This is a genomic window from Clostridium sp. AM54-37XD (assembly GCF_003478225.1).
In the GTDB taxonomy this organism is placed as follows: Bacteria; Bacillota; Clostridia; order Lachnospirales; family Lachnospiraceae; genus Coprococcus; species Coprococcus ammoniilyticus.
In genome coordinates this window covers 195,423-219,518 of record NZ_QUEV01000002.1, presented here as the reverse complement: position 1 = coordinate 219,518, position 24,096 = coordinate 195,423, and the positions used below count along the sequence as shown (strand labels likewise).

28 protein-coding genes and 1 pseudogene are annotated in these 24,096 nt (G+C 40.7%); 6 read left to right on the top strand and 23 right to left on the bottom strand.

Features of this window, described 5'->3' with window-relative positions:
* Positions 1-5: 5 nt before the first annotated feature.
* The 16 genes from DXA07_RS02720 to gabT form a co-directional block, all read right to left on the bottom strand.
* Complete coding sequence (locus DXA07_RS02720) at positions 6-212, bottom strand: helix-turn-helix transcriptional regulator (RefSeq protein WP_117808274.1); 207 nt, start codon at positions 210-212, stop codon at positions 6-8.
* 2 nt (positions 213-214) lie between these two features.
* Positions 215-520 (bottom strand): DUF6442 family protein, encoded by a 306-nt coding sequence (locus DXA07_RS02715; RefSeq protein WP_147340238.1) that lies wholly within the window; start codon positions 518-520, stop codon positions 215-217.
* A gap of 647 nt (positions 521-1,167) precedes the next feature.
* On the bottom strand, positions 1,168-1,548 hold the full coding sequence (locus DXA07_RS02705; RefSeq protein ID WP_348980732.1) for a hypothetical protein: 381 nt from the start codon (positions 1,546-1,548) through the stop codon (positions 1,168-1,170).
* Complete coding sequence (locus DXA07_RS13900) at positions 1,487-1,624, bottom strand: helix-turn-helix transcriptional regulator (RefSeq protein WP_243175725.1); 138 nt, start codon at positions 1,622-1,624, stop codon at positions 1,487-1,489. The genes DXA07_RS02705 and DXA07_RS13900 overlap by 62 nt, the downstream gene beginning before the upstream one ends.
* A 156-nt stretch (positions 1,625-1,780) precedes the next feature.
* Positions 1,781-2,089, bottom strand: coding sequence for an AzlD domain-containing protein (locus DXA07_RS02700; RefSeq protein ID WP_118483277.1), 309 nt, complete (start codon positions 2,087-2,089; stop codon positions 1,781-1,783).
* Positions 2,090-2,091: 2 nt separating this feature from the next.
* Positions 2,092-2,793: an AzlC family ABC transporter permease gene (locus DXA07_RS02695; RefSeq protein ID WP_008402167.1), complete on the bottom strand. Its 702-nt coding sequence runs from the start codon at positions 2,791-2,793 to the stop codon at positions 2,092-2,094.
* Between the two features lie 19 nt (positions 2,794-2,812).
* Positions 2,813-3,562 carry a tRNA pseudouridine(38-40) synthase TruA gene (gene truA / locus DXA07_RS02690; RefSeq protein WP_021943194.1) on the bottom strand — a complete coding sequence of 250 codons (750 nt, stop codon included), beginning with the start codon at positions 3,560-3,562 and terminating at the stop codon, positions 2,813-2,815.
* 14 nt (positions 3,563-3,576) lie between these two features.
* Positions 3,577-4,563: a 2-hydroxyacid dehydrogenase gene (locus tag DXA07_RS02685; RefSeq protein ID WP_118483276.1), complete on the bottom strand. Its 987-nt coding sequence runs from the start codon at positions 4,561-4,563 to the stop codon at positions 3,577-3,579.
* 324 nt (positions 4,564-4,887) lie between these two features.
* Positions 4,888-6,024 carry an SGNH/GDSL hydrolase family protein gene (locus DXA07_RS02680; RefSeq protein ID WP_226801105.1) on the bottom strand — a complete coding sequence of 379 codons (1,137 nt, stop codon included), beginning with the start codon at positions 6,022-6,024 and terminating at the stop codon, positions 4,888-4,890.
* A 17-nt stretch (positions 6,025-6,041) separates the two neighbouring features.
* On the bottom strand, positions 6,042-7,631 hold the full coding sequence (locus DXA07_RS02675) for an MBOAT family O-acyltransferase (protein ID WP_118483274.1): 1,590 nt from the start codon (positions 7,629-7,631) through the stop codon (positions 6,042-6,044).
* Between the two features lie 116 nt (positions 7,632-7,747).
* A complete protein-coding gene (locus DXA07_RS02670) occupies positions 7,748-7,975 on the bottom strand; it encodes an acyl carrier protein (RefSeq protein ID WP_021943190.1) in 228 nt (75 codons plus the stop codon).
* A 17-nt stretch (positions 7,976-7,992) separates the two neighbouring features.
* Complete coding sequence (locus tag DXA07_RS02665; RefSeq protein WP_117822236.1) at positions 7,993-9,552, bottom strand: AMP-binding protein; 1,560 nt, start codon at positions 9,550-9,552, stop codon at positions 7,993-7,995.
* Between the two features lie 33 nt (positions 9,553-9,585).
* On the bottom strand, positions 9,586-11,169 hold the full coding sequence (locus DXA07_RS02660; protein ID WP_117808268.1) for a HAMP domain-containing sensor histidine kinase: 1,584 nt from the start codon (positions 11,167-11,169) through the stop codon (positions 9,586-9,588).
* Positions 11,170-11,190: 21 nt separating this feature from the next.
* Complete coding sequence (locus DXA07_RS02655) at positions 11,191-11,946, bottom strand: response regulator transcription factor (RefSeq protein ID WP_242996095.1); 756 nt, start codon at positions 11,944-11,946, stop codon at positions 11,191-11,193.
* Between the two features lie 192 nt (positions 11,947-12,138).
* Positions 12,139-12,906, bottom strand: coding sequence for a YdcF family protein (locus DXA07_RS02650; protein WP_181983874.1), 768 nt, complete (start codon positions 12,904-12,906; stop codon positions 12,139-12,141).
* A gap of 301 nt (positions 12,907-13,207) precedes the next feature.
* A complete protein-coding gene (gene gabT, locus DXA07_RS02645) occupies positions 13,208-14,566 on the bottom strand; it encodes a 4-aminobutyrate--2-oxoglutarate transaminase (RefSeq protein WP_117808349.1) in 1,359 nt (452 codons plus the stop codon).
* A 418-nt stretch (positions 14,567-14,984) separates the two neighbouring features.
* On the opposite strand from gabT, the gene DXA07_RS02640 reads away from it, so the two are divergent.
* Together DXA07_RS02640 and DXA07_RS02635 are read left to right on the top strand one after the other, a co-directional pair.
* Entirely contained in the window at positions 14,985-15,908 is a 924-nt protein-coding gene (locus tag DXA07_RS02640) for a PucR family transcriptional regulator ligand-binding domain-containing protein (protein ID WP_118483272.1), read from the top strand.
* A 19-nt stretch (positions 15,909-15,927) separates the two neighbouring features.
* Entirely contained in the window at positions 15,928-16,242 is a 315-nt protein-coding gene (locus tag DXA07_RS02635; protein ID WP_118483270.1) for a helix-turn-helix domain-containing protein, read from the top strand.
* A 59-nt stretch (positions 16,243-16,301) separates the two neighbouring features.
* Here the strand turns inward: DXA07_RS02635 and DXA07_RS02630 are convergent.
* Both DXA07_RS02630 and trkA read right to left on the bottom strand, forming a co-directional pair.
* A pseudogene (locus DXA07_RS02630) lies at positions 16,302-17,761 on the bottom strand (TrkH family potassium uptake protein).
* 37 nt (positions 17,762-17,798) lie between these two features.
* Positions 17,799-19,208 (bottom strand): Trk system potassium transporter TrkA, encoded by a 1,410-nt coding sequence (trkA, locus tag DXA07_RS02625; protein WP_117808263.1) that lies wholly within the window; start codon positions 19,206-19,208, stop codon positions 17,799-17,801.
* A 178-nt stretch (positions 19,209-19,386) separates the two neighbouring features.
* Here trkA and DXA07_RS02620 point away from each other — a divergent pair, with 178 nt between their 5' ends.
* The 3 genes from DXA07_RS02620 to DXA07_RS13260 are packed head-to-tail and all read left to right on the top strand — an operon-like array spanning position 19,387 to position 20,530.
* Positions 19,387-19,953, top strand: coding sequence for a chromate transporter (locus tag DXA07_RS02620; protein ID WP_008402150.1), 567 nt, complete (start codon positions 19,387-19,389; stop codon positions 19,951-19,953).
* Positions 19,950-20,309, top strand: coding sequence for a chromate transporter (locus DXA07_RS13265; protein ID WP_243013858.1), 360 nt, complete (start codon positions 19,950-19,952; stop codon positions 20,307-20,309). Before DXA07_RS02620 ends, DXA07_RS13265 begins: the two co-directional genes overlap by 4 nt.
* 20 nt (positions 20,310-20,329) lie before the next feature.
* Positions 20,330-20,530, top strand: coding sequence for a hypothetical protein (locus DXA07_RS13260; protein ID WP_243013857.1), 201 nt, complete (start codon positions 20,330-20,332; stop codon positions 20,528-20,530).
* A gap of 91 nt (positions 20,531-20,621) precedes the next feature.
* On the opposite strand, the gene DXA07_RS02610 is transcribed toward DXA07_RS13260, so the two are convergent.
* Positions 20,622-21,212 (bottom strand): zinc dependent phospholipase C family protein, encoded by a 591-nt coding sequence (locus DXA07_RS02610; protein WP_117808262.1) that lies wholly within the window; start codon positions 21,210-21,212, stop codon positions 20,622-20,624.
* Between the two features lie 384 nt (positions 21,213-21,596).
* Here DXA07_RS02610 and DXA07_RS02605 point away from each other — a divergent pair, with 384 nt between their 5' ends.
* Positions 21,597-21,941, top strand: coding sequence for a cupin domain-containing protein (locus tag DXA07_RS02605; RefSeq protein ID WP_181986536.1), 345 nt, complete (start codon positions 21,597-21,599; stop codon positions 21,939-21,941).
* Positions 21,942-22,049: 108 nt separating this feature from the next.
* Here the strand turns inward: DXA07_RS02605 and DXA07_RS02600 are convergent, their stop codons facing one another.
* The 4 genes from DXA07_RS02600 to DXA07_RS02585 all read right to left on the bottom strand — a co-directional run bounded on the left by DXA07_RS02600 (position 22,050) and on the right by DXA07_RS02585 (position 24,049).
* Entirely contained in the window at positions 22,050-22,619 is a 570-nt protein-coding gene (locus DXA07_RS02600) for a restriction endonuclease subunit S (protein WP_117808260.1), read from the bottom strand.
* A gap of 39 nt (positions 22,620-22,658) precedes the next feature.
* On the bottom strand, positions 22,659-22,808 hold the full coding sequence (locus DXA07_RS02595) for a hypothetical protein (RefSeq protein ID WP_330584394.1): 150 nt from the start codon (positions 22,806-22,808) through the stop codon (positions 22,659-22,661).
* Between the two features lie 29 nt (positions 22,809-22,837).
* Positions 22,838-23,161 (bottom strand): cupin domain-containing protein, encoded by a 324-nt coding sequence (locus DXA07_RS02590; protein ID WP_117808258.1) that lies wholly within the window; start codon positions 23,159-23,161, stop codon positions 22,838-22,840.
* Positions 23,162-23,308: 147 nt separating this feature from the next.
* Complete coding sequence (locus DXA07_RS02585; RefSeq protein ID WP_117808257.1) at positions 23,309-24,049, bottom strand: hypothetical protein; 741 nt, start codon at positions 24,047-24,049, stop codon at positions 23,309-23,311.
* Positions 24,050-24,096 lie beyond the last annotated feature (47 nt).

Genomic DNA, 24,096 nt, shown 5'->3' with positions numbered 1-24,096 from the left:
TTTTTCTAAAAATAAAACAAATCTTCAAATTTCTTTTCCAAAGCAAAACACAATAATAATGCTAGCTTTGCAGTAGGGTTAAATTGTCCCGTCTCAATCGAACTAATTGTATTACGAGATACACCTACCAAATCAGCCAATGCAGCCTGTGATAATTTTTTTTCAGTTCGAGCTTCTTTAATATTATTTTTCAATTCAAGTGAATCATTCATAATTAATGCCCCATGCAAAATCTAACAATTGCCATAATCGCTGTTGCAAACATAATAACTGATATAACCAAATGTTCTTTATTCCGTGTTTTAATAAATCGATATGTCATTGCTGCACACACCGAACCACTAACAGTTGCACATAAGTCCATCATAGGTAAACCTTGTTCTGATCGAATAAAGGAAAATACAGATGCCATAATCACCATAACAATATATGACCACATCATAGACTTATCTTTTACTTGAAGTTCTCTTTCATCCAATTTTTCATCCTGTGCTCTTTTTAAAATTTCTTTTCTTTCCATAATCCAATCTCCTTTGCCAAGTTTTATTTGCAACAAAAGCATAACATTGCCAAGTACACTTGTCAAGTTTTTGTCAAGTTTTATTTGCAATAAAAGGTAGACTTTATCAAGTCTACCATGATATTTTTTCCTCTGGATTAGACTCAGCAATCATCAATGTTATCGCTACCAATGCACCATCACTTATCCTTTTCTGTCCCTTTTTATAAAGTGCATTATTTCCAGCTAAAAATTTGAATTAACACGATATCCTACTGAAAGTATCATGTTAAGATTATATATCTTGGGTTTTCTTCCTCCAGAACTTTTATTGGAAAAACCGACAGAAGTCTCATCTAATTCTCCTGAAGAAAGAATATTGGAAATATGCTCACTCACTGTAGCACGCTTAACATCAAATAATTAATCGCATCTTCAACAGTCATACATGGAGCATACTCCTACAACTTAAAACTTACTGCACTTTTTCACTAAGTTTTAATTCCTTATAGTTGCATATCAAACTCCGAAAAAATAAAGACGACCAGTCTTATCATAAAACCAATCATCTTTATTTATTCGTATATTGTATTTTGTATCTCATCCTTTGGACAAAATCGAATCATTTCTACGTTCTCTCTAAACCGGAAGTTTACGGTCTACCACTATTAGTTCATAAAAATATGCATCAGAAATCCGATTAATACGCAAACAACAAATGTTATCAGTGCACTACCTATAACTAAAAAAATCTTCTGATATGGGCGTTTACCTATTTCTCTCTGCTTTTGTATATCATCCAATAGTTTCCCCTCAGAAAATGCAACAATTTCTTTATAGGTTTGAACATCATTATCTTTTTTTACCTTTTCAACCTGAAAGGCAAAGTACATAGAGAGTGCCCAAATGATTCCCCAAGGGATGAATGCCCAAACGCCAAACCACATAAATAGCAGAACTGCCGAAACTGCAGTGACAATCAGCATTTTAGTGTAGATTTTTCCATAGCGGTTCATTTTCCCAATTTGAGATTGTTTGTCTTGAAACATAAACTCGATCGGCTAACTTCTCTTGGGATAATTGTACTTCCTGACGATGTTTTTTTATTTGTTTTCCGAGTTCCATCTCTTCACCTTCTGGTATACTCATACTAATCAAAAAGTCATATTTTCGCTATCAAAGGACATTGACATCAAGGTTTTTAGCGTGTCAAAAGTCTTTTACATTCCAGGTCGGCGATATAGCAAGTTCTTTGTCCTCACTTTTCGGATTCACAACCCTCTATAAAAACGCCAATATTCTCTCCACTACAAACACCGTCACACAGGCGGCTGCTGCTACAACTACCAGCCCTTTTTCACGAATACCAAGGATAACCGCTACGACAAATCCTGCGATCGCACTGATAACACTTTCCGTACTGTAGAAAATCGCCGGAAGGGTAAGTGCCGTCAGGCAGGCATATGGCACATAGTATAAAAACGAACTTAAAAACCGATTCTCTATCTTTTTTCTGAATAACACCAATGGCACTGCACGGATCAGATACGTGACAACCGCCATTGCGATAATATATGTATATACACTCATCTCTATTCTTCTCCTTTTTTCTTAACCGGCGCAACGATCGCACCGATTGCTGCTGCCGCTACTGTACATATAACGATCGATATTCCGGTCGAGATAAAGTGGAATATCGGAACATAATATAAAAGAATACTGAACAAAGCTGCCACGCATACCACAAATAACACAGATTTTGACTTCTTGGCAACCGGAACAACGATTGCCACGAACATGCCATAAAGTGCAAGACTGAGTGCGCTGCACACAGACTTTGGAAGCAGCCCGCTGGCTACTGCTCCGGCAAATGTACCACCGCCCCAGCCAAGGATCGGAAGGATCTGAAGTCCTAACATATACGGAAAGGTCACCTCTTTGAAATATCCCATTGCAACTGCAAAGATCTCATCTGTATTTGCAAATGCGATGATCAGACGCTTCCAGATGCCTACATCGTCAGCTAACTTCTGCGTAAGTGAAAGACTCATCAGACCATATCTCAGATTGATGATAAGCTGAGTGAGGATCACCTCAAGGATCGTTCCCCCGGCAATGATGATCTGAAGTCCGGCAAACTGACCGGCACTTGTAACATTTGTAACGCTGGTAAGAACTGCCTGAAAGACACTGAGTCCGCCTTTGATCGCAAGAATACCAAAACTAAAACTAACTGCAAAATACCCTAGGGCGATCGGGATTCCATCCTTCAGCCCATTTTTAAATTCATTCATTTGTACTACTTACTCCATATTACTTTTTTTCATAATCAACCTGCATCAGGCACAAGCCCTGTGGTGGTGCGGTCGGCCCTGCGAGCTGTCTGCACCGGCCTGTAAGCACCTCTTCCATGTATGCCGGTTCCATTCTGCCTGCCCCGACCTCTACCAGAGTACCGGTCAGGATACGAACCATATTCTGTAAGAATCCGGCTCCGTGGAAATCAAGAATCACATAATCGCCATCTTCCTTAATATCGATCGCAAATAACTTCCGAACCGTCGATTTCTTCATCTGCTTATTGCCACAGAAGCTCTTGAAATCATGTTCACCGACCAGATAAGCTGCTGCCTTTCGCATCCGTTCACAGTCGATCGTCTCACCCTCATCCAGAGTCCAGACGTATTTCCGGTCAAATACCGGCTTCAGCCTGCCACGATAGATCGTGTAACGGTAATGCTTGCCCTTTGCATTAAATCTTGCATGAAAGCGTTCTGCTGCCGGAGTAACCTCCAAAATGCAGATATCATCCGGCAGATAATGATTCATATAATCCCGGATCTCCTCCGGTGTCTTATCTGTCGGAACCGGACCGCTTGCAACCATTGCCCTTGCATGCACACCTGCATCGGTTCTTCCCGCTCCGTTGATCCGTACTTCTTCGCCTGCCATCAGGGAAAGCACTGATTCGATCTTTCCCTGTATGGTCACAACGTCTTTTTTATGTTCCCACCCATGATATCTCGTTCCATCATAGGCGATCAGAAATCTGTAATTCTGCATAATCGTTTCCTTTTCTACACGGCGTTTATATCCTTGATCGTGCCATTCTCATAATCTCTCGCATTGTCCAGTGTGGTACGGCTGATTGCTTCCAGTGCTTCTTCCGTCAGGAAGCCCTGATGGGAGGTTACGATGACATTCGGGAATGACAGCAGTCTTGCCGTGATCGAGGATTCCAGAATATCATCCTCACGATTCTCAAATACATTATTTGTTTCTTCCTCATACACATCCAGACCGATACCGAAGAATTTCTTATTTCGATTTCCCGTGATCAGATCCTCCGTCTTGATCAGGGCGCCTCTCGATGTATTTACAAGGATCACATTATCCTTCATCTTATTGATCGTCTCTGTGCAGATCATATGGTACGAATCATCTGTCAGCGGACAGTGAAGAGAGATCAGATCACTGGTCGATAACAGCGTATCCAGATCCACATACTCTACAAAATCCAGGGATGGATTCCGATACATATCATATGCCAGAACCTTCATGCCAAATCCATGACAGATCCGGCACATAGCCGCTCCGATCTTACCGGTTCCGATGATACCCGCGGTCTTGCCATAGAAGTTCATACCTGTAAGACCTACCAGACTGAAATTATTCTCACGAACCTTGATATAACTCTTATGGATTCTTCTGGTAACCGCAAGTGCCAGTGCCATCGCATGCTCTGCAACCGCCTCCGGTGAGTAACCCGGAACACGGAGCACCGTGATACCACAACGGTTTGCTGCATCCAGATCTACATTATTGAATCCGGCACAGCGCATTAACACTAATTTTACACCATTTGCAGCCAGACACTCAACTACTTTTTCACTGACATCGGAACTTACAAATGCACAGATCGCATCATATCCTTTTGCAAGAGCTGCTGTTCTCGGCGAAAGGTCTGCTTCTAAAAACTCTACCTCCAAATCTGAATATTCCGGTAATATCTTTTCAAATGAATCTCTGTCATATTTCTTCGTATCATAAAATAAAATCTTCATATTCCATATCCTCCTATCATATCCTGCTGCCAGGCATCTGTAAAAGCATCGTATACTGCCATATTTTCGCTTATTTTTCGGTATGCCTGTATAATTCTATATTTCTGCAACTATTATTTACATTTCATTGCCATTTTATCACAACATCCATGTATTTACACAAATAAAATTATCTATTACAAATCGTTTCTCATCACCCAACACTCTTTACAGATAAAAAGAGATCATCCTGTATCTTTTACCGATACAAAACAATCTCTTTTCTCACAGGAATTGTCTTCTGATTCTTTCAATCCTTCTGATCATTCCTGTTCATATTATTTATTACTTATTGTTTTTTGTAGTTGTCGTAATTTTCTTGTCACTGCTTTTTTTCGTTTTCTTTTTGTCCTTCTTTTTATCCTTTTTCCCGGCCGATTGTTTATTTATTTTTTCGGCCTCAACGGTTGTCTGAGTCTGTTCACCATTCTCATCTACCGTAATAACAGTTGCAGGATTCTTCATATACTTTTTGTATACCTTATACTGTTTATTCCAGTCAGTATACCGGGAATCTTTTTTCTTATTTTCAAATGAATAATGTTTTGAAATATATTTTCCTATCTCTCTTGTTACTTTTCTTGCACCGTAACAGTTCAGATGTTTTCCGCCATCTCTGGTATCTGTTCCCCAGTTGATCTTATTTTTGCCCTTTACCGTATTCAGATCAAGGAATGGGATTCCTAATTTCTTCGCATACTGTGTCATACCATTATGTTTTTTATAATTCCATGAGCTTGCTGTCGGCATCTCAACAAACATAACTTCAACATTGTTTTCTTTGCAGATATCCAGGAACATCTTAAGAAAAATTCTAGAAGACTTCGGTACCGGTTCAATATCCTTTGTCTCTACCATCTTATCTTCACCTGTATAAGCCACAACCGTTCTGCTCAGATACTGACCTCTTGTACTGGAACGATAAGTATATGATTTTTTCTTAAAGCTGTCCTTAAGTGCCAGTGTTTTCCACCTGTCATGATACTTCATGATCGGAATATATTTATAGATCAGGGATTTGACATTTCCCTCTACTCTGGATACCTGTGTCTTACCTTGCCACAACAGATCCACATCCAAAACAACCAGCTTCGGTTTCTGGCAGGTCAGTACTTCCTGAAGGACATTGACTGTCTCTGCAATATTCTGCGCTCCCTCCGCCGCAACATAGGTTGGAATTCCATAGTTCTTCCACATCATCATTGGAGAGTAGGCACTGTATGCGTTACTGTTTCCCATGACAACAACATCCAGCGAATTTCTCGGTTCTCCATAGAAGCCTCTGGCATTCGGATTTGACAAACCACCTTCCGGGTCACTGGTCTTCGGATAGAACACAACCGACAGAACTCCCATCAGTACACAGAAAATGATGAAAAACAGGATACATTTTATTATATTTTTTGTTTTGTCTTTTTTCATATCGTTCACCATCTATCCTAAAATTGTGCGTATATAAAGCCTGCGACTTCATATCCGCTTCCATATGCTCCAAGGATGATCACGGAAAAGATCAGTCCATAATATAATACCCAACGGAATACAATATTCTTTGTTGCAATATCTTCTCTGATATGACGTCCCTGTTCCTGATACAAGCCAACCAACAGCAACACAATTGCTCCAAAAAGCAGTAACAGGAAATCACTCATACCAATCCGGACATCAAACAATTCACCATAACGGATCGGATCCCATGACAGATTCCGGAACATCGATATAAACATCTGTCCGAAGATCTTCAGATCATCTGCACGGAACATCAGCATACCGATATTAACAAAGATAAAGGTTCTCACAACCTGAAGAGCCTTATAGATCTTACCTTCGCGGTTCACATGCATTTTTTCAAATAATTTTCTGAATAATGGTTCTGTCAAAAGTCCGAGGATCATGATCAGACAGTAATAAATACCGTACATGACATACTTCCAGCTTGCTCCATGCCAGATACCGGTTCCAAACCATACTGCAAGCATGGCAATAGAGGTCGGGATCAGGGTTGCAAAGAACGCATTGAACTTCTCTCTTGTCTTCTTGCTCAGCTTCATAAATGCCTTGGATAGAGAGATGGTATAGAATACATAATCCTTAAACCATGCACCAAGTGTCATGTGCCATCTTCTCCAGAACTCGCTGACTGTCTTTGACATAAACGGTCTTGCAAAGTTTTCTGACATCTCAATGCCAAACATCTGCGCACTACCGCGGACGATATCCATACAACCGGAGAACTCTGCATACAACTGTAAGGTGTACAACAGCATTCCTATGATGACATACAGTCCATCATACTGATCGTGGAAATTAAAAATCTGATTTACATACATATTTGCACGGTCAGCAATTACAATCTTCTTAAACAGGCCCCAGAACACAAGCTGAAGTCCCATCGTTGCATTTTTATAATCAAACGGATGTCCTTCATATACCTGATCTCCCAGCAGATCAAAACGTCCGATCGGGCCTTCCACGATATGTGGGAAGAATACCAGGAACAAAGCAACCTTTCCAAGATTATCGGAGGCTTTGTATTTACCACGGTATACATCTACAATGTAGCTGATCGCCGATAAGGTGTAGAACGAGATACCAAGCGGCAGCATCATATTCTGCATTGGATTGGATATCTTAATATGGAAAATACTTAATATATCACAGAACACCTGTCCGAAGAATACGGAATATTTCAGATATACAAGAATACCAAGATTTAATAATACAATAGATACACAGACACATTTTTTCTGCCATCCGATGATCGACTTGAATTCCTTTTTATTTTCCTTTGGCAAGGCTTTCTTTGCCATACTGAAGCCATCATCAATCTTATTCAGCAGCAGACCGCCAAAATAGATCGACAAGGTACTAAACAATATAAATACAATATATTTTCCGGAATTAATAAAATAGAACAGATAACTGAATATCAGCAGAACCTTCCATTTGTGCTTTAATGGCACGATCGAGTAGAAAAAGAAGGATCCCATCAATATAAATCCCAAATAAGCTATAGATGTATAAGACATTTTTTTCTCCCTATCACTGATACCGAAAATCTACCGGGCAGTCATTTTCTGTACGTATTACAAAAGGCCGTCCGGTTTATTCCCAGTATTTCTTTTTTCCTCAGTCTGTAAACTAATTAATCATCACTGAGTCTCTGGATCATATCATAGATCGTCTGAACTGTTTTGAAGTTCTCTGGAACGATATCTACAGGTGTGATCTCGATATCAAATGCATCATTTAATTCCATAACAAGTGTTACCATTGTGATGGAATCTAAGACGCCATGACCGATCAGGTCTGTATCATTTTCAAAATCAACACCTGGTTTTACTTCGTTTAAAATCTCTAATAATTCATCCATTTCTTTTTCCTCATTTCTTATAATTTATAGTTATTTTTCAACCACTTACGATCAATTTTTCCATTTTGATTGTGTGGCATACTCTTCACTCTTACAAACTGGTTCGGTTCCATATAATGTGGAACTTTTTTCTTGAATTCCCCAAGCAGGAATGCATCATCCAGTTTCTTACCTTCATATATAAATACGATCTTATCCTCTGCATCATCGTAGATACATGCATAGCTTCGGATACCTTCGATCGCACCGGCAGCCGCTTCGATCTCGCCGAGCTCGATACGATAACCCATATGTTTGATCTGATAATCTTTTCTTGATATATAGACCAGTTCGCCATATTTATTATATTTTACAAGATCACCTGTCTTGTAGATCAGTTCCGGATAATTCGGGTTTAACGGATTCTGGACAAAGGCTTCTTTTGTCTTTTCTTCATTTCCATAATATCCAAGAGCGACAAAGGAACCTCTGGCATATAATTCACCTTCTGCACTGAAGCCTGTCTCCGGATTGATCTCCGGCGAAACCACCTTGCCATCTTCTCCAAGTACAAATACATCACAGTTGTTACATGCATTTCCCATTGGAAGGGGCTCATCGTCACGAAACTTTCTGTTTACCACATAGTAGGTACAAATATCGGTTGTCTCTGTCGGGCCAAACAGGTTTGCATACATGGCATCCGGCAGATTCTCGATCCAGTAATTCAATGGTCTTGTCGGCATAACCTCGCCTGCAAATAACACTTTTTTCAGATCCGGAAGCTTAGCATACTGGAACATCTTATAATTTGCAATGATCGAAAGCGCCGATGGAACCCAGTAGATCGTATTAACCTTTTTCTCATTCAGGAATTCCATGAGCTTGATTGGGAATGAAAAATATGCTTTTGGTATTATATACAATGTTGCGCCATTTTTCAATGTGCTATATAAATCTGAAACAGACATACTAAAATAAAATGGGGTCTGATTTCCAAATATTGTTGTCTCGTTGATATCAAAGGCTTCTGTATACCATGTAATATAAGAAAGAATATTTGCATGTGATATAACCGCACCCTTTGGAACACCTGTCGAACCGGAAGTAAATAATGCATACACCGGATCCGTATCGATCATATTGGCTCTTACCTTTGACAGACAACTCTGGTCTGCTTCCTGATCCATCTCATCCAGATTGAAAATCTTTGGTGCATAGCCCTTGCCGTCCTCTGTTTCAACATGCAGTTCTTTTGCTTTATCGAGATGCTTATTATCGGTTATGGCAGCCTCCGGTTTCAATGCCTTTAAGATCTTATTCACTCTGTCAACCGGCATCTCCGCATCTATGACCACATAAAAGTTTCCGCTATATACAGCACCCATGAATGCTGCCACACTCTTCGGCTCCTTATCAAGAAGTACAACAACCGGACGATTCTTGCATCCGCCAAGTCCCTGATATAACCATGCTCCAACCTGTTTTGCAGCTTTCTCCAGTTCTTTATAAGTGAGTCCTCCGTTAACATCGGCAACTGCTAATTTGTCTGGATATTTAGCTACTGAGCCTTCAATAAATTCAAGTACATTCTTCATATCTTTCTTTACCGGAACCTGTCCGGACCTCCTTTATTCCACGATTGCAAATACAAGTGTTACTGTATATTGCCCTTTCTTCTCTTTTACTGAAAAGTCTATGTTCATTTCCTGTGCAATTTTCTCACAGGTCTTAATTCCTATCCTTGTGCTTTCTGCTTCATTTCTGTTTTTGCTTATATGATTACTGATCACCAATGTTACCTTCGTATCAGAGGTACTATACTGAATCTCTACCGGTTTGCTGTAATCCGAATATTTTCTTATATTCGTAAATATATTATCAAACAACCGTTTCAGATGCGGTGCATCAATCTGTATCTTCGGTGAATTATTCTCCGTCTTGACCTGGAATGTGATTCCTTTTTCTTCTAACAGACACATATATTCACCGATCATCTGCTGGAAAAATTCTTTTGCGGGAAACTTTTCCATCTTCAGTTCATCCGTATGTCCGGAATATACGAAGAAGTAACGGAACAGCTTGTCTGACAGATCTTTTAACTGCCCTGCCTTATCCACGCAGATATCAACGTACTGCTTATACTCTTCTTCCGAATCAAATTCACTTGTTTCCAGAAGATCCAGATACCCATTCAATACCGTAAGCGGTGTCCGGATATCATGTGCCATTGCTGTGACCAGATCCCGGTTCGCCTGCCAGGCTTCTTTTTCTTTGCTCATCTGCTGAATGATTGAATTTCTCATACTGTCAATATTATCCGCCAGCACATAGATCTCATCATGCCCGGACTTCGTGATAGCAGCATTGATATCTTTCTTTTTAATACAGGATACCTCCCGTGTCAGACGTCTTACGCGCTTTACCACACGACCGTTATAGATCATAACAAACATCATAAAGATAAACGAGCACACCAGAAAACCAATTGTCATCCAGAAATAGTAAACTCTTTTCTCTGAGTAATCCACGATACAGACATCATACAGACCATCCTCGAACCGCACAGAATAAAATGCATAATTTCCATACTGAGATGCTAATTCTTCTACATCTGAAGTATCGACCGGATTTGTTTCTTTATATTCTGACTCAGAAGATGCTATATCATTGCCAACATTTTCATTTGTCTTTTCTGTCTGTCTCTTATATTCTTTTTTCTTCCTGTAAATCTCAACCAGCCGTTTGTTTTTAATATTATTCAGCATCTGCTTCTTGTCTTCTTCAGACTCTGCAAGCTTTCTGCCCTTCTTGTTTCCATTTGTTATCTTATTAAAAAAACGCTCCATCGCGGTACGTCTTTTCTGTTTTGTTGAATCATATATTACATTCTCATTCTGATATACAAGAAGATATACACTTCCCTCTTCCTGCTGCCATCTGAGAATAGCATTCATATCTGTTGATTTCACCTTATTATCCCTGACATAATCGGAAAAGCGGTCGATCTTCTCTTCTGTCCGCCGGGCTGTGGCTGTCTCATTCAGATAGTTTTTGTCAATTATATATACTGTAGTTTTCAGCCAGACGAAGAACAAACCGACTGCAAGTAACAGACTTCCTGCAATAACCAGAATCAGCTTCGTATTTAAGGTAAGCTTCTCGTCTGTTCTTTTTTCCCGTCTATTCTTTTGTCTCGTTTCTCTGTCTTTCATTCTGTCTGACCTTTTCAGGCTTTAATCCACCTGATATCCTTTTCCATAAATCGTTCTTATAATCTCAGGCTGTGCCGGATTCTCCTCGATCTTCTGTCGAAGCCTGAGCACATGCACCATGACCGTATTTGACGATGAAGGAAGATATTTTTCCTGCCAGATATTCTCATATAGTTCATCCAGATTCCAGGATCTACCACGATTCTTCACAAGGAAAAACAGCAGTGCAAATTCTTTATCCGTCAGATGGATGACTTCATCTTCTTTCGTTACCACACGCTTATACGGATCGATTGATATTGTTCCGACACGAAGTATTCCATCCGCATTATCTTCTCTTCCTTTATAAACATTATAACGTCGGATCAGTGCTTTCACCTTCCGGATCAGCTCACCCTGTTCAAAAGGCTTGCTTAAGAAATCATCTCCACCAATATCATATGCCTCATTTTTGTCCGGCTCCTGTGTCTTGGCTGTTAAGAACAGCACCGGAACCGATGAGAATTCCCGGATAGCCGCACAGCTTTCGGTTCCCGACATTCCAGGCATCATAATATCCATAATAACCAGATCAATATCCGAATGTTCTTTCATAACATTGATCGCCATCTGTCCATTCTCTGCTTCCAGTGTTTTATATCCCTGCTTTTTCAGGTAAATACCTACAAGCTTCCGAATATCCTTTTCATCATCTACGATCAGAATTTTCGCTTCCTGTTCGGACAGCAATCCCTTTTGCTTCTCTCCATCTATTGTTTTGTTATTTTCTAAAATCATAACCATATCCTCTCTTTTTCTAATATGCCTTGATTTTAACTTTCAATAACCACCCCAACATTATAGCATTTGCATCTATAATTCAAGTATGCGTCAGGTGTTGTTAAGATTTGTTAAGTCAGGTTATACCAGAAAATTACATCCTTTTTGTATCTAAATTTTTAAGATTCTTAAGTTTTTTGTTTAAGCTATCTAAAAAATCCATTCAAAGACGATTCCGTAAAGTTCCCTCAGATAATAAGTTGGCAATAACCACCACGCTGTTTTCCCGCACACCGCCGATGGTTTTATACCTGTATGTTCTGCAATAACAGATGCACGGTATTCATGAAATTCATTTGTTACGATAATAACCTGCGGATCCAGATTCTTCTCCTCTATGATCTTCTTTGAATATAGAAGATTCTCTCTGGTCGAGGTTGACCGGTCTTCCTTATATAAACGGTCCTGCGCAATGCCTTTTTCTGTCAGATACCGGTACATGCATTCCGCTTCGCTGATATTCTCACCTTTTCCCTGTCCACCGGACAGAATACACACAACCTCTTCATGTGTGTTCAGATAATCATATGCCGCATCTAAGCGTTCCGTCAGCATTAGGCTTGGGCGGTCGCCATTTACACCACAGCCAAGCACGATCATAACCGTTTCATCCTTCGGAGTGCTCTTCGATGCCCGTATCATGCATATCGTACCTGCTGCCGCAAATCCAACTGCAACTAATACAATCAGCAAAACGATCCCGCATATTACTTTTCCGGCAGTCCGGGTCATCCATTTTTTCACCCAGCGATTCACTCTGTGGAACCATGCCGCATATAAGATCAGGCAGATGCCAAGAACAACTCCCGTAAGATTTCCTATGTTTTTAATCCCCTTCGTAACAAATGGATACAGAAATATGAATACTCCTGCAAATCCTGCTATGAATAATACTATTCTAAGCCATAATTTCTTCAATTTTCCCTGCATACCTCCCGTCTTTTTATATAATTCTCCCTTTTCTGGAGTTCACTCCATGTTTATAGCATCCAAATGCATCAAAATGCCATCATCTCTATTGCGGAGCGGTTAAGATTTATAAATGATCCGGTTACATTATATTTAAACATAATTATATACTGTTTTTAACAAAAAACAGCCATTTCAGGCAACGGATTGCTCCATTTGGAACAATTCATTATCCAAAATGACTGTATTTACGCTAATTTAAAATGATTTTAAACCATTAAATATTATTTCTTATAATTTCTAATGATTATTAATGTTTCAGGCATTCCTTAATAGATGCTTCAAAAATATCAAGACCGGCTGCAAGCTGCTCATCTGTCATTACAAGTGGTGCAAGGAAACGGATTACATTGTTGTAGGTTCCTGCACCTTCTACTAACAGACCTTTCTTCGCACAAGTCTGGATCAGGTCAGATGTAAATGCTGCATCCGGTTCTTTTGTTTCCTGATCTTTTACGAATTCGATACCGATCATACCGCCAAGTCCTCTGACATCACCGATAACCGGATATTTCTTCTGCATTTCCAGATAACGCTCTGTTACTTTCTTACCGATCTCACAGGAACGCTCTGCCAGATGATCTCTCTCCATAATCTCGATCGTCTTTAAGGATGCGGCACATGCCAGTGGATTTCCACAATAGGTTCCACCGATCGTTCCTGCCGGAACTGCATCCATAACCTCAGTTCTTGCAATAATGGCTGATAATGGCACGCCGGCTGCGATGGATTTTGCTGTTGCGATGATATCTGGCTCTACACCGGCCTCCTGCCAGTAAACAGAAGCAAACATACGACCGGTTCTGCAGAAACCGCTCTGTACCTCATCTGCGATCAACAGGATACCATTTTCATCACAGATCTTACGGACTGCTTTTACCCATTCGATCGGTGCAGGGATGAAACCACCTTCGCCCTGAAGCGGCTCAACAACGATCGCTGCGATCGTGTCCGCTGCCGCACACTGTTCAAATACATCGTAGATAGATTTGATATAGTAATCAACTGCCTTATTCTCAGGCATTCCTTCCGGATTTCTATAATAATATGGGAACTGTGCACGGAACACACCGGCTGCTAACGGTCCCATATCTTTTGCATATGCTTTCTTGGATGTCATCGCCATTGTAAAATGTGTTCTACCATGGAATGCACCGGAGAATACGATGATATTTGGACGCTTTGTATATGCCTTTGCTACCTTAACTGCATTCTCATCTGCTTCTGCACCACTATTTGCAAAGAATGCTTTCTTGCTGTCGCCCTTTACAGGTGCAATACCGGATAACTTCTCTGCGAGTGCTACATAGCCTTCATGTGTTACGACATTGAACATGCCGTGGAAATATTTATCTGCCTGTGCTTTTACTGCTTCAACAACCTCCGGCTGGGAAAATCCGATATTCAATACACCGACACCACCGATCCAGTCCAAGAACTTGTTGCCATCAACATCCTCGATCATGGCGCCTTCACCACGTTCTATAACGACCGGATATCCGCAACGGATCGCATTTGGAACTGCCTGTGCTCTTCTGTCTATAATTGCCTGTGCCTTAGGACCGGGTAAAGTCTCTGTTATTATTTCCGGTAAATCTGTTCTTAACATATGTATCATCCTCCATCTTCTTATACGGACGGCCTTTATATCTGTGCCGCTCATTTATTTGCTCTTGTAAATTTTCTACAGTATGCCATTCATAAAAGCCGATCACCATATCCCATCAGCACAAAAACTTCCGCCCTGTTTTGTGCTGATAGCACAAGTATATGTTTGACAGACACATATTTTCTATGATATTGTTGGGTTATTGTAATTCATAGCACAAATCAGTGGTTTAATATATTAAGCAGCAGCTAATATAAACCTTATATAATTAAGCAAATATTAGGCAATCATGTTCAAACTGCTTCAAATCAATAAGCCACCGCCAAGCCGATACGCGCAGATCATATTTTGATTGAACGGACTTCTTATACATAGACAAGTAACAATTATCAAATTCTGCTAAGAAAGGATCTTATATATGGCAATATTATTAAGAGATTTATATAAAGAAACAAAAAGCACCTATGGTCTGGATCTGATCGCAGGGGAAGAAGGACTGGATCATCTGATGAACTGGGTCTATATATCAGAAGATCCCGATACATTAGAATTCCTGCATGGCGGTGAACTAATCATTACGACCGGCGTTCTATGCGGAAATGAATACTGGTTATATAACTTCATCAAAGGGCTGATCGAGCATAAAACCTGCGGCCTTATTATCAATATCGGCGGACATCTGAACCGTTCCGATATCTCCGACCGTATCCGTATGCTGTGCGATCGGAAGCATTACCCGCTCTTTCTTATGCCATGGGAAACGCGGATCTTCGATATCACACACGATTATTACAATCGGATATTTGATGATACCCAGACCAGTCAGGCAATCTCAACAGCCCTTTCGCGCGTGATCCTTCACCCAAATGACAAAGCTCTGATGGAAATCAGCCTGCCTGTCTTATATGAACATGGTTTTCAAGCGGATGCCCAATACCATCTCGTATATATATCAGATCTGCGTGATACAGCATCCATGAAACCAACCGCTGCACAGACAAATACCTCTATCCAGCAGTCTGAGCATTCCACCATCTCATCCGGTTATGCAAATACCGCCGGAAGTTTTCTTCAGAATCTGTTGACACGTCTGGTCAGAATCTATAATCTGCCATATACATTTGTCAACGGCACCGACTATACTCTGCTGATCAGACCCGCACGGTCAAATGAACGGCTTGAACAGGAGCTTACACGGCTTCTGTATCATATGGGAGAATCTGCCGGAACAACTTCCATGTATATCGGAATCAGTGCGCCAACCAAAGACCTGACCGGATTAAGTCAGGCATTTTTACAGGGACAGTGCGCCGCCCTGATGGCACAAAAAAAAGAACAGTAGCCTGTTCTTCTTCGATGATATGGGATTCTATAAGCTTCTTTTATCTGTAAGTGATATGGATGTTCTTAGAGAATATGTAAACGATACCCTGGGATCCATCATTACATACGATGAGCAGCACCATACGAATTATCTGGAAACACTCTATCAGTATCTGCTCTGTGATGGCAGTATACAAAAAATTGCCGGTGCCCTGTTCTGTCACAGGAACACCGTCAATTATCGTGTCCGTATATTAAGGGAGGACTTACATCTTGCTTTAGATGATCCGTCCACTCGTTTTGAACTGATGACCGCATTTCAAGTTCATAGTTATCTGGATTTGTTTTCCTGAATCTGCTGCAACACATTTTAATATCATGTACATCATATATCCGGTCATTAATTGGCCTGTTATTTTCTGCGTCTGACCGCCAGTAATTCTTTCCATGCCGGCGGATAGAACAACAAGAGCAATGGGAACAGCTCCAGTCTTCCGGCAAGCATATCGAACATCAACACATATTTGGAAAATGTACCATATACATTAAAATTCTTCGTTGGTCCTACCAGCTCCAGTCCCGGTCCGATGTTATTGATCGTTGCCGCAACCGCAGTAAAGTTTGATGTCATATCTTTTCCCTCAAAGGAGATCAGCAGTACGGATGTTGTAAACAGGATGATAAATGTTATAAAATATACATTTACCGCACGTACCACTTCATGCTCTACCGGCTTGCCGTCCATTTTGATCTTCTTGATACTTTTTGGATGCAGATAGGAATTCAACTCTTTTATCACACTTTTTACCACGATGATAAATCGGGATACCTTGATACCACCACCGGTACTGCCTGCACATGCACCAATGAACATCAGAATAACCAGTATCGTCCTACATGTCTGGTTCCACAGGTCAAAATCCACACTGGAGAATCCGGTTGTTGTTATGATCGAAGCGACCTGGAACGATGCATGACGGAGTACTGTCCAGAATCCATCCATTGTATGAATCAGATTCAATACAAGAACTGCGATCGCTGCCACAATAATGAGGAAATAGGTTCGCACCTCATCCATCTTCAATGCCTTTTTGATATTGCCAAATAAAATCAGATAGTATGCATTAAAATTCACACCGAATAAGATCATAAAGATCGTTACCACCCACTGCAGATATGGCGAAAAGCTGGCAAAGCTATCATTCTTTGTTCCGAATCCACCTGTACCCGCTGTTCCGAATCCGGTACAGAATGCATGGAATACCGGCATTTTCCCGGCTATTAACAAGATGATCTCTATAGCCGTTAATACAATGTAAATAACATATAATATTCGCGCCGTATACTTGATCTTCGGTACAAGCTTACCAACAGAAGGTCCTGGGCTCTCTGCTTTCATCAGATTGATATTTGATCCGCCACTAAGCGGCAATACCGCAAGCAGAAACACCAGCACACCCATGCCACCGATCCAGTGTGTAAAGCTTCGCCAGAACAACGTCGTCCGGGATAATGCTTCCACATCGTTTAAGATACTGGCTCCTGTGGTTGTAAAACCGGAGATCGTCTCAAATAACGCATCTGTGAAAGATGGGATATCCCTGATATGCACATTGGAAGTGCACCAAATATACTCAGTGCTATCCAACTCAATGCTGTAGCGATACAGCCCTCTTTCAGATAGAATACATTTACTTTAGGTTTATGTTTTACAATGATGGCTCCAAGCAGCATACAGATAACTGCCATCACCAGATAATCAATTCCTTCACTTTCCTGATAAATCAACGAAACCAGACATGGCAGAAGAAGCATAACCCCCTCCAGCATGACCACATGTCCGACTACGTATAAAATCATTGACCGATTCATAGCTTCCTATTTTCCCTTTTACAAAAATACTCATTACTTATACCAGAATATCCCTGATATCATTAAATCCTGTATGAGTCGTTACTACCATGGCGGTATCCCCGACTTCGATCGTATCATGACCGGATGGTGTAATGATCGTACCGTTTCGATTGATAAATGCGATCAGCACATCCTTCTTTAACTTCAGATCCATCAGTGGCTTACCCGTTACCTCGGATGCTTCATCCACACGGAACTCGATCGCCTCTACCCGGAAATCAAACATATGATATAACGTCTGCACACTGCTGTTCATGGAACGTGTATTTGATTTCGCACGAACATAAGCAGTAATAGTCTCCGCTGTAATAAAACTCGGATAAAATACACTTCCAAGGTTCAAATTATTAATTATTTCCTTGAAATTACTACGGTTGATCTTCGTGATGGTCTTTGCATCTGAAACATGTCTGGCGTGCAGTGTCAGGAGGATATTTTCCTCGTCAATCCCGGTTAAAGCAACAAAGGATTCTGCATTGCTTAAGCCTTCTTCCTTTAATACGTCCTGATCGGTTCCGTCTGCATTGATAATAACTGCTTTCGGAAGCAGAATACTGAGTCGCTCACAACGATCCTTCTCTTTCTCAATGATCTTTACATTGATTCCCATATTGATCAACTGACTTGCAAGATAATATGCAACGTCACCACCGCCGACGATCATCGCATCACTGACACGATTTGTCTTGAATCCGATAAAATCAAGAAATGCACGGCTCATCGGACGGGATCCTACAAACGAAAGAACATCTCCTGCATGCAGTTTAAAATGACCGGATGGAATATAGACTTCTCCATCTCTTTCAACCGCACAAATCAGAATATTGATATTCTTCGCTCGATCCATAAGCTGCTGACCAAGATGTGCCACAGACAGTCCGTCTAACATATTATGCTCCGGAATCTTGATCTTCGTCATCTCTGCCTGACCATGTGCAAAGGAATTGATCTCCAAAGCCGTCGGCATATAAAGTACACGCGCAACCTCCGTTGCTGTTTCAAGCTCCGGATTGATGACCATGGTAAGTCCCAGACTCTTTTTCAGATATTTTATCTCCTTGCTGTAGTCCGGATTTCTGACACGCGCTACCGTTGCGCAGTCACGTCCCTGTTTTGCGATCGTACAACAAAGCAGATTCAGCTCGTCAGAATTTGTTACTGCGATCACAAGATCGGCATTCTCCACACCGGCTTCCATCAGCACACTGTAGCTTGCACCATTTCCGCAGATTCCCATAACGTCATACTGATTGACGTTCATCTCAACCTTATCCGCATTTTTATCAATGACTGTTATATCATGCCCTTCCTTGCACAACTGTCTGGTCAGTGCCGTTCCGACCTTACCGCATCCTATAATCAATATATTAAGACCCGTTTTCTTCGCGCCTCGTTGCTTAAACATCACTTACCTCCACCGACTTCGGCTATATATTATACATACTTTTGTGCATAAAATACTCACTTTATTATAGCGTCAATCTTGATTGTAACATCTTTTTTCTATATGTACAGTGATATTTGAAAATTTTATCTAAAGTTTAGTTTGATTCTGTGCTATACTCCTGTCTGGAGGATTTGATATGTTATTTTCTTTATTTATTAATTTTTTCAAAATCGGATTATTTACATTTGGCGGCGGTTATGCGATGATCGCACAGATCCGGGAAGAAGTGGTTGCAAAACGGAACTGGCTCACGGAAGACGAACTGATCGAAGTGATTGCGATCGCTGAATCAACGCCCGGGCCACTGGCGATCAACCTCGCTACTTTTGTCGGTTATAAACAAAGAGGCTTCCGCGGAAGTCTGGCAGCCACCCTCGGTGTCTGTATCCCATCCGTTATTATTATATTTGTCATTTCTCTGTTTTTTGATGCTTTCATTGCAAATAAATATGTAGCGTATGCCTTCGTTGGCATTAAATGTGCTGTTGCTTTTCTGATCCTTACAACCGGAATCAGCATGATGAAAACACTCGACCGAAAAAAAATACCGGTTCTTGTATTTGTAGTTACTTTTATAATCATGGTGATCGGAGAACTGCTTTCCAAATCCGTTAATGCAATTCTTCTGATCCTCGCAGGCGGCATCATCGGAATTTTCTGTACCTCTTTTAAAAGAATCCGAAAGGAGGATGCAGACAAATGATATATCTGACATTGTTTATTGAATTCTTTAAAGTAGGACTGTTCAGCTTCGGAGGCGGCTTCGGCATGATACCGCTGATCCAGGATGCTGTCATCCGCCATAACTGGATGAGTGAAGATGCCTTTTACAATTTCATCGGTGTCTGCGAATCTACACCGGGTCCGATTGCAGTCAACATGGCGACCTATGTCGGATCGACGCAGGCAGGACTTCCGGGCGGTATCGTCGCTACTCTCGGTGTCATCACGCCGTCCTTTTTCATTATATTATTAATTGCCGCAGTTTTAAAAAATCTGACGAAAAATACCTACGTGCAGGGCTTCCTGTATGGCATCAAACCGGTTATCCTGGCCTGATCCTTGCAACCGGAATCAACATGCTGTTAAAGTCTACCGGATATGTCAGCTTATCCGAATATGATGTGAATATCCCTGCTATCATTATTCTGTGCCTGCTTGCAGGAATCTATTTCTTCATCCGGCGCAAATGGAAGCAAAAGCTGTCAGCGATCTCCCTGATCCTGCTTTCCGCGGTTCTGGGGATCGTGGTATCCGTGATTGCCGAACACATCAGATAAAAAGTCACCTGATACAATGCAAAGTATCAGGTGACTTCATATTTTTCATTGGCAGTCATAATTATCCTTTTATATCAGATTGCTCTGCCTTTTATTTTCGATAGGATGGAGCAAGTGCGTATGCCGGAACATACTCCTCTGCTGCCACACTGTTCATGGCAAATGCCCGTACCAGAAACGTACCGATGGTTTTTGATGCATTCCGAATATAGCGTGCATCCGTTTCATTATCTCCGGCCTCCGTCATATACAGTGCATGGTTTTTCTTCAGATACTCGACCGCTTCCTCCACAGAATGAACCATTTCACCGATCCGACTCGTTTCTTCCTGTTCTACATGTCCATGTCCAAATAAAAACTTCTGAAATCCACTTTCATATGCAACATGTTCAGAAAAACCGCCTTCAAAAATGGAGTTGTGCGCATATGTGAAGAAATCCTCCACATAATGAAGTACATATCCGAGTTTCAGGAAAGAATATCTGCTGTTCTTCCCCTTTTCTTCCAGCTTCTGTATCCGGTTGACTGTATTATCAAATGAACTTTTCCAGGTATGCTTCTTAATATAGGTATGAACCAATATATCCGGCAGAATACTGCCTAACAATAACCACTTCCTTTTGTTCTGTGGAACCTGTTCTATGATTTCTCTGGTTACAAATAAATGACTTCTTTTTTTCATATCAGTCTCCTTCCCACTTTTAACTCGGCACAACTTTTCCGTTGTTCCTATCTATATTTTACCGCAGGAAGTATGAAATACAAGCCATTTCACAGAATTTTCTTGAAATTAGAAAAATTTTCTAACAATTTTTACACGGGGCAATTCTGCCCTCCTGCCTGTCTCCCCTGCCGCCTCCCACGCCCCCCTGCTGTAAGTACTTGCTGCGTTTTCTGTTCGCTTCACATGCCTTATTCGTAAATACTCCTGTGCGAACTCGCCTTCGGCTCAGACACGCACCCGTATTTACTGGCAATGTGCAGCTCACGACGAAATACTCGCAATGTACTTACAGCAGGGGGGCGTGGGAGGCAGCAGGGGAGACAGGTAACAAATATTCAGGAAATGGCAGAGCAGAATAAGTGCTATCGTACGGCACTCTGGACCGGCTGTCATTTGCAAATGACCTTAATGAGCATTCCGCCTTGCCGCGATATCGGTGCAAAACTTCATCCGGACATGGATCAGCTCATCCGTGTTGAAAAAGGAAATGCTATGGTCATGACAGGAAACTGCCCACACAATCTGAACTGTGAGCAGCGTATGTGTAAAGGTGATGCCGTATTCGTTCCTGCCAGAACATGGCACAACATCAAGAACACAGGCAAATGTCCGTTCAGGCTGTCTACCATTTACGCCCCACCACATCATCCGTTTGGAACTGTGGAATACACAAAAGAGGATGCTTAAGGAAGCCTTCACTTAGAGATTATAAGAAAACCCGCTTTTGAATGTCTTCAAGCAAAACTCAAAAGTATAATGGTTCCACTAGAGTATCGATTTACTCTAGTGGAAATTTTATATATATATATATTTCAAGTGATTTTTTACTAATTTTTGTACTTCAAATTTCAATTTGTCGCAAAACTGAGCATAATCAGCAAACTCATTTTGTAATTCAATAGATGGAACAATTATATTAACACCCTTAACAAGATCTGTATTAAGATTTTCCACAGTTGTACCATTTGCTAAAGCATTAAACTGAGACTGCACTTGATTTGCTCTCAACTCATAATAAAAGAATAATGTGTTTAATGATTCTTGATAATCAGATATTATCAACCAACCATCATGAACGCATCCTTCAATACCTAGAATATATGGTCTACCAAATGACATGGAATTTGAAAGAATAAAATCCCCTGGTGTAACATACCTTGATTTTTTGGCTCCTTCCTTAGTGATTTTTTCAGCCGTATGTGTGACATATATATCATCAATTGATATATCACCAATTTTTATCCAATTTACTCCATTTACATCTTCAGTCAAATAATCTGATATTGGTCTTGGAGAAGCCCCTCTACAAATATTAGCTACCTCAGCTATAGATTTTGAAGGATATCTTTTCTCATCCCCGAACATTTCGACAAATTTATAGTTTAGTCATATAGTCCACATATACTATACTTCTCCAATCACATTATCAAGGTATACATCCAGTTCATCAAGCATATAGCCTTTTCTTCCAGCCATTCTGTCTTCATCAACAGCAAGCAGTTCCTCTCTTAATTTCAACATCTTTTCCCAACGATTGTAGATTTCAATATCCATAACAACAAAATCTCCCAAATAATTCAGGCTTAGAAAGATACAGTCAATAACATCTTGAACTGTTCTTCGCCATATACAGCATGTGGAACATCCTTTGGCATAATGAGTGTCTCACCCTCTGTTAAGATGAATATCTCACCGCCTACGGTAAAACGTCCTGTACCATCAAGGACAGTTACCATTGCATCTCCGCCGGATGCATGTGTAGAGATTTCCTCGCCTTTGTCAAATGAGAAAACAGTCACGCTTACATAGTCATTCTGAACGAGTGTCTTGCTAACTACCTGTCCCTCCTGATATTCTACCTGATCCTTTAATAATAATTTTGTCTTTTTTTCAATATTCTTGTACATATTTCTTTGTCCTTTCGCTTTCAAAATTATTTTTTATTTCTTTTCCATTATCAATCCACTGTCTTATATATGCATTAATCTGTCTGTATTCATTATACCTTATTGTATGTGTTTCATACAGTTTTCTTTTTATCCGATTGTCTTTCATTAATACATATCATTATAAAAGTCTTCCATACCTTCCGGCATCTCGGTTTCATAAAAGCCCCGTCCATTTCTGGTGCCCATTCGAATTGTCATGCCGAGATCCTCATAGACACTGGTGCACTCATAGTCAATCGGTTCTGTCGTTCTGACAAGCTTCTCCAGCTCTTCTGCAGCCGCCATATATTCGTCACCATCAAAGCCACCGATTGCCGGTCCTGACGCCCCATAATATAAAGTCAGATAGATCACCTTACCATCCTTATCTTCTGCCGCGATCGTATAGTCCAGTAACTCCTCATTATTCTCGGTTGTCTCCTTATCGCCAAATAATGTAACGATCTGACCAATAAACAGACCATGATATTCTGCAAGTGCTTCGTCCTCATATACATTTAACAACAAATAACTGCCTGCCAGGTCCACATCATCATTTACTCTATAAAATGTATAATTCTCGCACGAATATCTCGCTTCCTCTGTCCCATCTGTCTTTTCTGTTGTGCTGTCTTTTTTCTGTGTATTCATATGATCTGAACTTCCCTCCATTTCTTTTTCTGATGCCGCTTCTGTCTTCTCCGCTGTCGCATCTACTTCTATTGTCCGGTAATTCTCAGTTGTTCCATCCATACTGTATTCGGATGTAGCTACCCATTCTCCATAATCTGTCGTGATACCTTCATCGGCACACCCTGTCATCATAAGCACTCCAACTGCCCCTAATAATAAAATCGTCTTTTTCATATCCGGTGTCTCCCCATATATTCTGTAACTTTTCCATCCTTATTGTA

What these genes read in the sequence shown, in the direction of transcription:
- DXA07_RS02720 (WP_117808274.1), bottom strand. Translation starts at nt 212, where the DNA reads ATGAATGATTCACTTGAATTGAAAAATAATATTAAAGAAGCTCGAACT.
- DXA07_RS02715 (WP_147340238.1), bottom strand. Translation starts at nt 520, where the DNA reads ATGGAAAGAAAAGAAATTTTAAAAAGAGCACAGGATGAAAAATTGGAT.
- DXA07_RS02705 (WP_348980732.1), bottom strand. Translation starts at nt 1,548, where the DNA reads ATGTTTCAAGACAAACAATCTCAAATTGGGAAAATGAACCGCTATGGA.
- DXA07_RS13900 (WP_243175725.1), bottom strand. Translation starts at nt 1,624, where the DNA reads ATGGAACTCGGAAAACAAATAAAAAAACATCGTCAGGAAGTACAATTA.
- DXA07_RS02700 (WP_118483277.1), bottom strand. Translation starts at nt 2,089, where the DNA reads ATGAGTGTATATACATATATTATCGCAATGGCGGTTGTCACGTATCTG.
- DXA07_RS02695 (WP_008402167.1), bottom strand. Translation starts at nt 2,793, where the DNA reads ATGAATGAATTTAAAAATGGGCTGAAGGATGGAATCCCGATCGCCCTA.
- truA (WP_021943194.1), bottom strand. Translation starts at nt 3,562, where the DNA reads ATGCAGAATTACAGATTTCTGATCGCCTATGATGGAACGAGATATCAT.
- DXA07_RS02685 (WP_118483276.1), bottom strand. Translation starts at nt 4,563, where the DNA reads ATGAAGATTTTATTTTATGATACGAAGAAATATGACAGAGATTCATTT.
- DXA07_RS02680 (WP_226801105.1), bottom strand. Translation starts at nt 6,024, where the DNA reads ATGAAAAAAGACAAAACAAAAAATATAATAAAATGTATCCTGTTTTTC.
- DXA07_RS02675 (WP_118483274.1), bottom strand. Translation starts at nt 7,631, where the DNA reads ATGTCTTATACATCTATAGCTTATTTGGGATTTATATTGATGGGATCC.
- DXA07_RS02670 (WP_021943190.1), bottom strand. Translation starts at nt 7,975, where the DNA reads ATGGATGAATTATTAGAGATTTTAAACGAAGTAAAACCAGGTGTTGAT.
- DXA07_RS02665 (WP_117822236.1), bottom strand. Translation starts at nt 9,552, where the DNA reads ATGAAGAATGTACTTGAATTTATTGAAGGCTCAGTAGCTAAATATCCA.
- DXA07_RS02660 (WP_117808268.1), bottom strand. Translation starts at nt 11,169, where the DNA reads ATGAAAGACAGAGAAACGAGACAAAAGAATAGACGGGAAAAAAGAACA.
- DXA07_RS02655 (WP_242996095.1), bottom strand. Translation starts at nt 11,946, where the DNA reads ATGATTTTAGAAAATAACAAAACAATAGATGGAGAGAAGCAAAAGGGA.
- gabT (WP_117808349.1), bottom strand. Translation starts at nt 14,566, where the DNA reads ATGTTAAGAACAGATTTACCGGAAATAATAACAGAGACTTTACCCGGT.
- DXA07_RS02640 (WP_118483272.1), top strand. Translation starts at nt 14,985, where the DNA reads ATGGCAATATTATTAAGAGATTTATATAAAGAAACAAAAAGCACCTAT.
- DXA07_RS02635 (WP_118483270.1), top strand. Translation starts at nt 15,928, where the DNA reads ATGGGATTCTATAAGCTTCTTTTATCTGTAAGTGATATGGATGTTCTT.
- trkA (WP_117808263.1), bottom strand. Translation starts at nt 19,208, where the DNA reads ATGTTTAAGCAACGAGGCGCGAAGAAAACGGGTCTTAATATATTGATT.
- DXA07_RS02620 (WP_008402150.1), top strand. Translation starts at nt 19,387, where the DNA reads ATGTTATTTTCTTTATTTATTAATTTTTTCAAAATCGGATTATTTACA.
- DXA07_RS13265 (WP_243013858.1), top strand. Translation starts at nt 19,950, where the DNA reads ATGATATATCTGACATTGTTTATTGAATTCTTTAAAGTAGGACTGTTC.
- DXA07_RS13260 (WP_243013857.1), top strand. Translation starts at nt 20,330, where the DNA reads ATGCTGTTAAAGTCTACCGGATATGTCAGCTTATCCGAATATGATGTG.
- DXA07_RS02610 (WP_117808262.1), bottom strand. Translation starts at nt 21,212, where the DNA reads ATGAAAAAAAGAAGTCATTTATTTGTAACCAGAGAAATCATAGAACAG.
- DXA07_RS02605 (WP_181986536.1), top strand. Translation starts at nt 21,597, where the DNA reads ATGGCAGAGCAGAATAAGTGCTATCGTACGGCACTCTGGACCGGCTGT.
- DXA07_RS02600 (WP_117808260.1), bottom strand. Translation starts at nt 22,619, where the DNA reads ATGTTCGGGGATGAGAAAAGATATCCTTCAAAATCTATAGCTGAGGTA.
- DXA07_RS02595 (WP_330584394.1), bottom strand. Translation starts at nt 22,808, where the DNA reads ATGGATATTGAAATCTACAATCGTTGGGAAAAGATGTTGAAATTAAGA.
- DXA07_RS02590 (WP_117808258.1), bottom strand. Translation starts at nt 23,161, where the DNA reads ATGTACAAGAATATTGAAAAAAAGACAAAATTATTATTAAAGGATCAG.
- DXA07_RS02585 (WP_117808257.1), bottom strand. Translation starts at nt 24,049, where the DNA reads ATGAAAAAGACGATTTTATTATTAGGGGCAGTTGGAGTGCTTATGATG.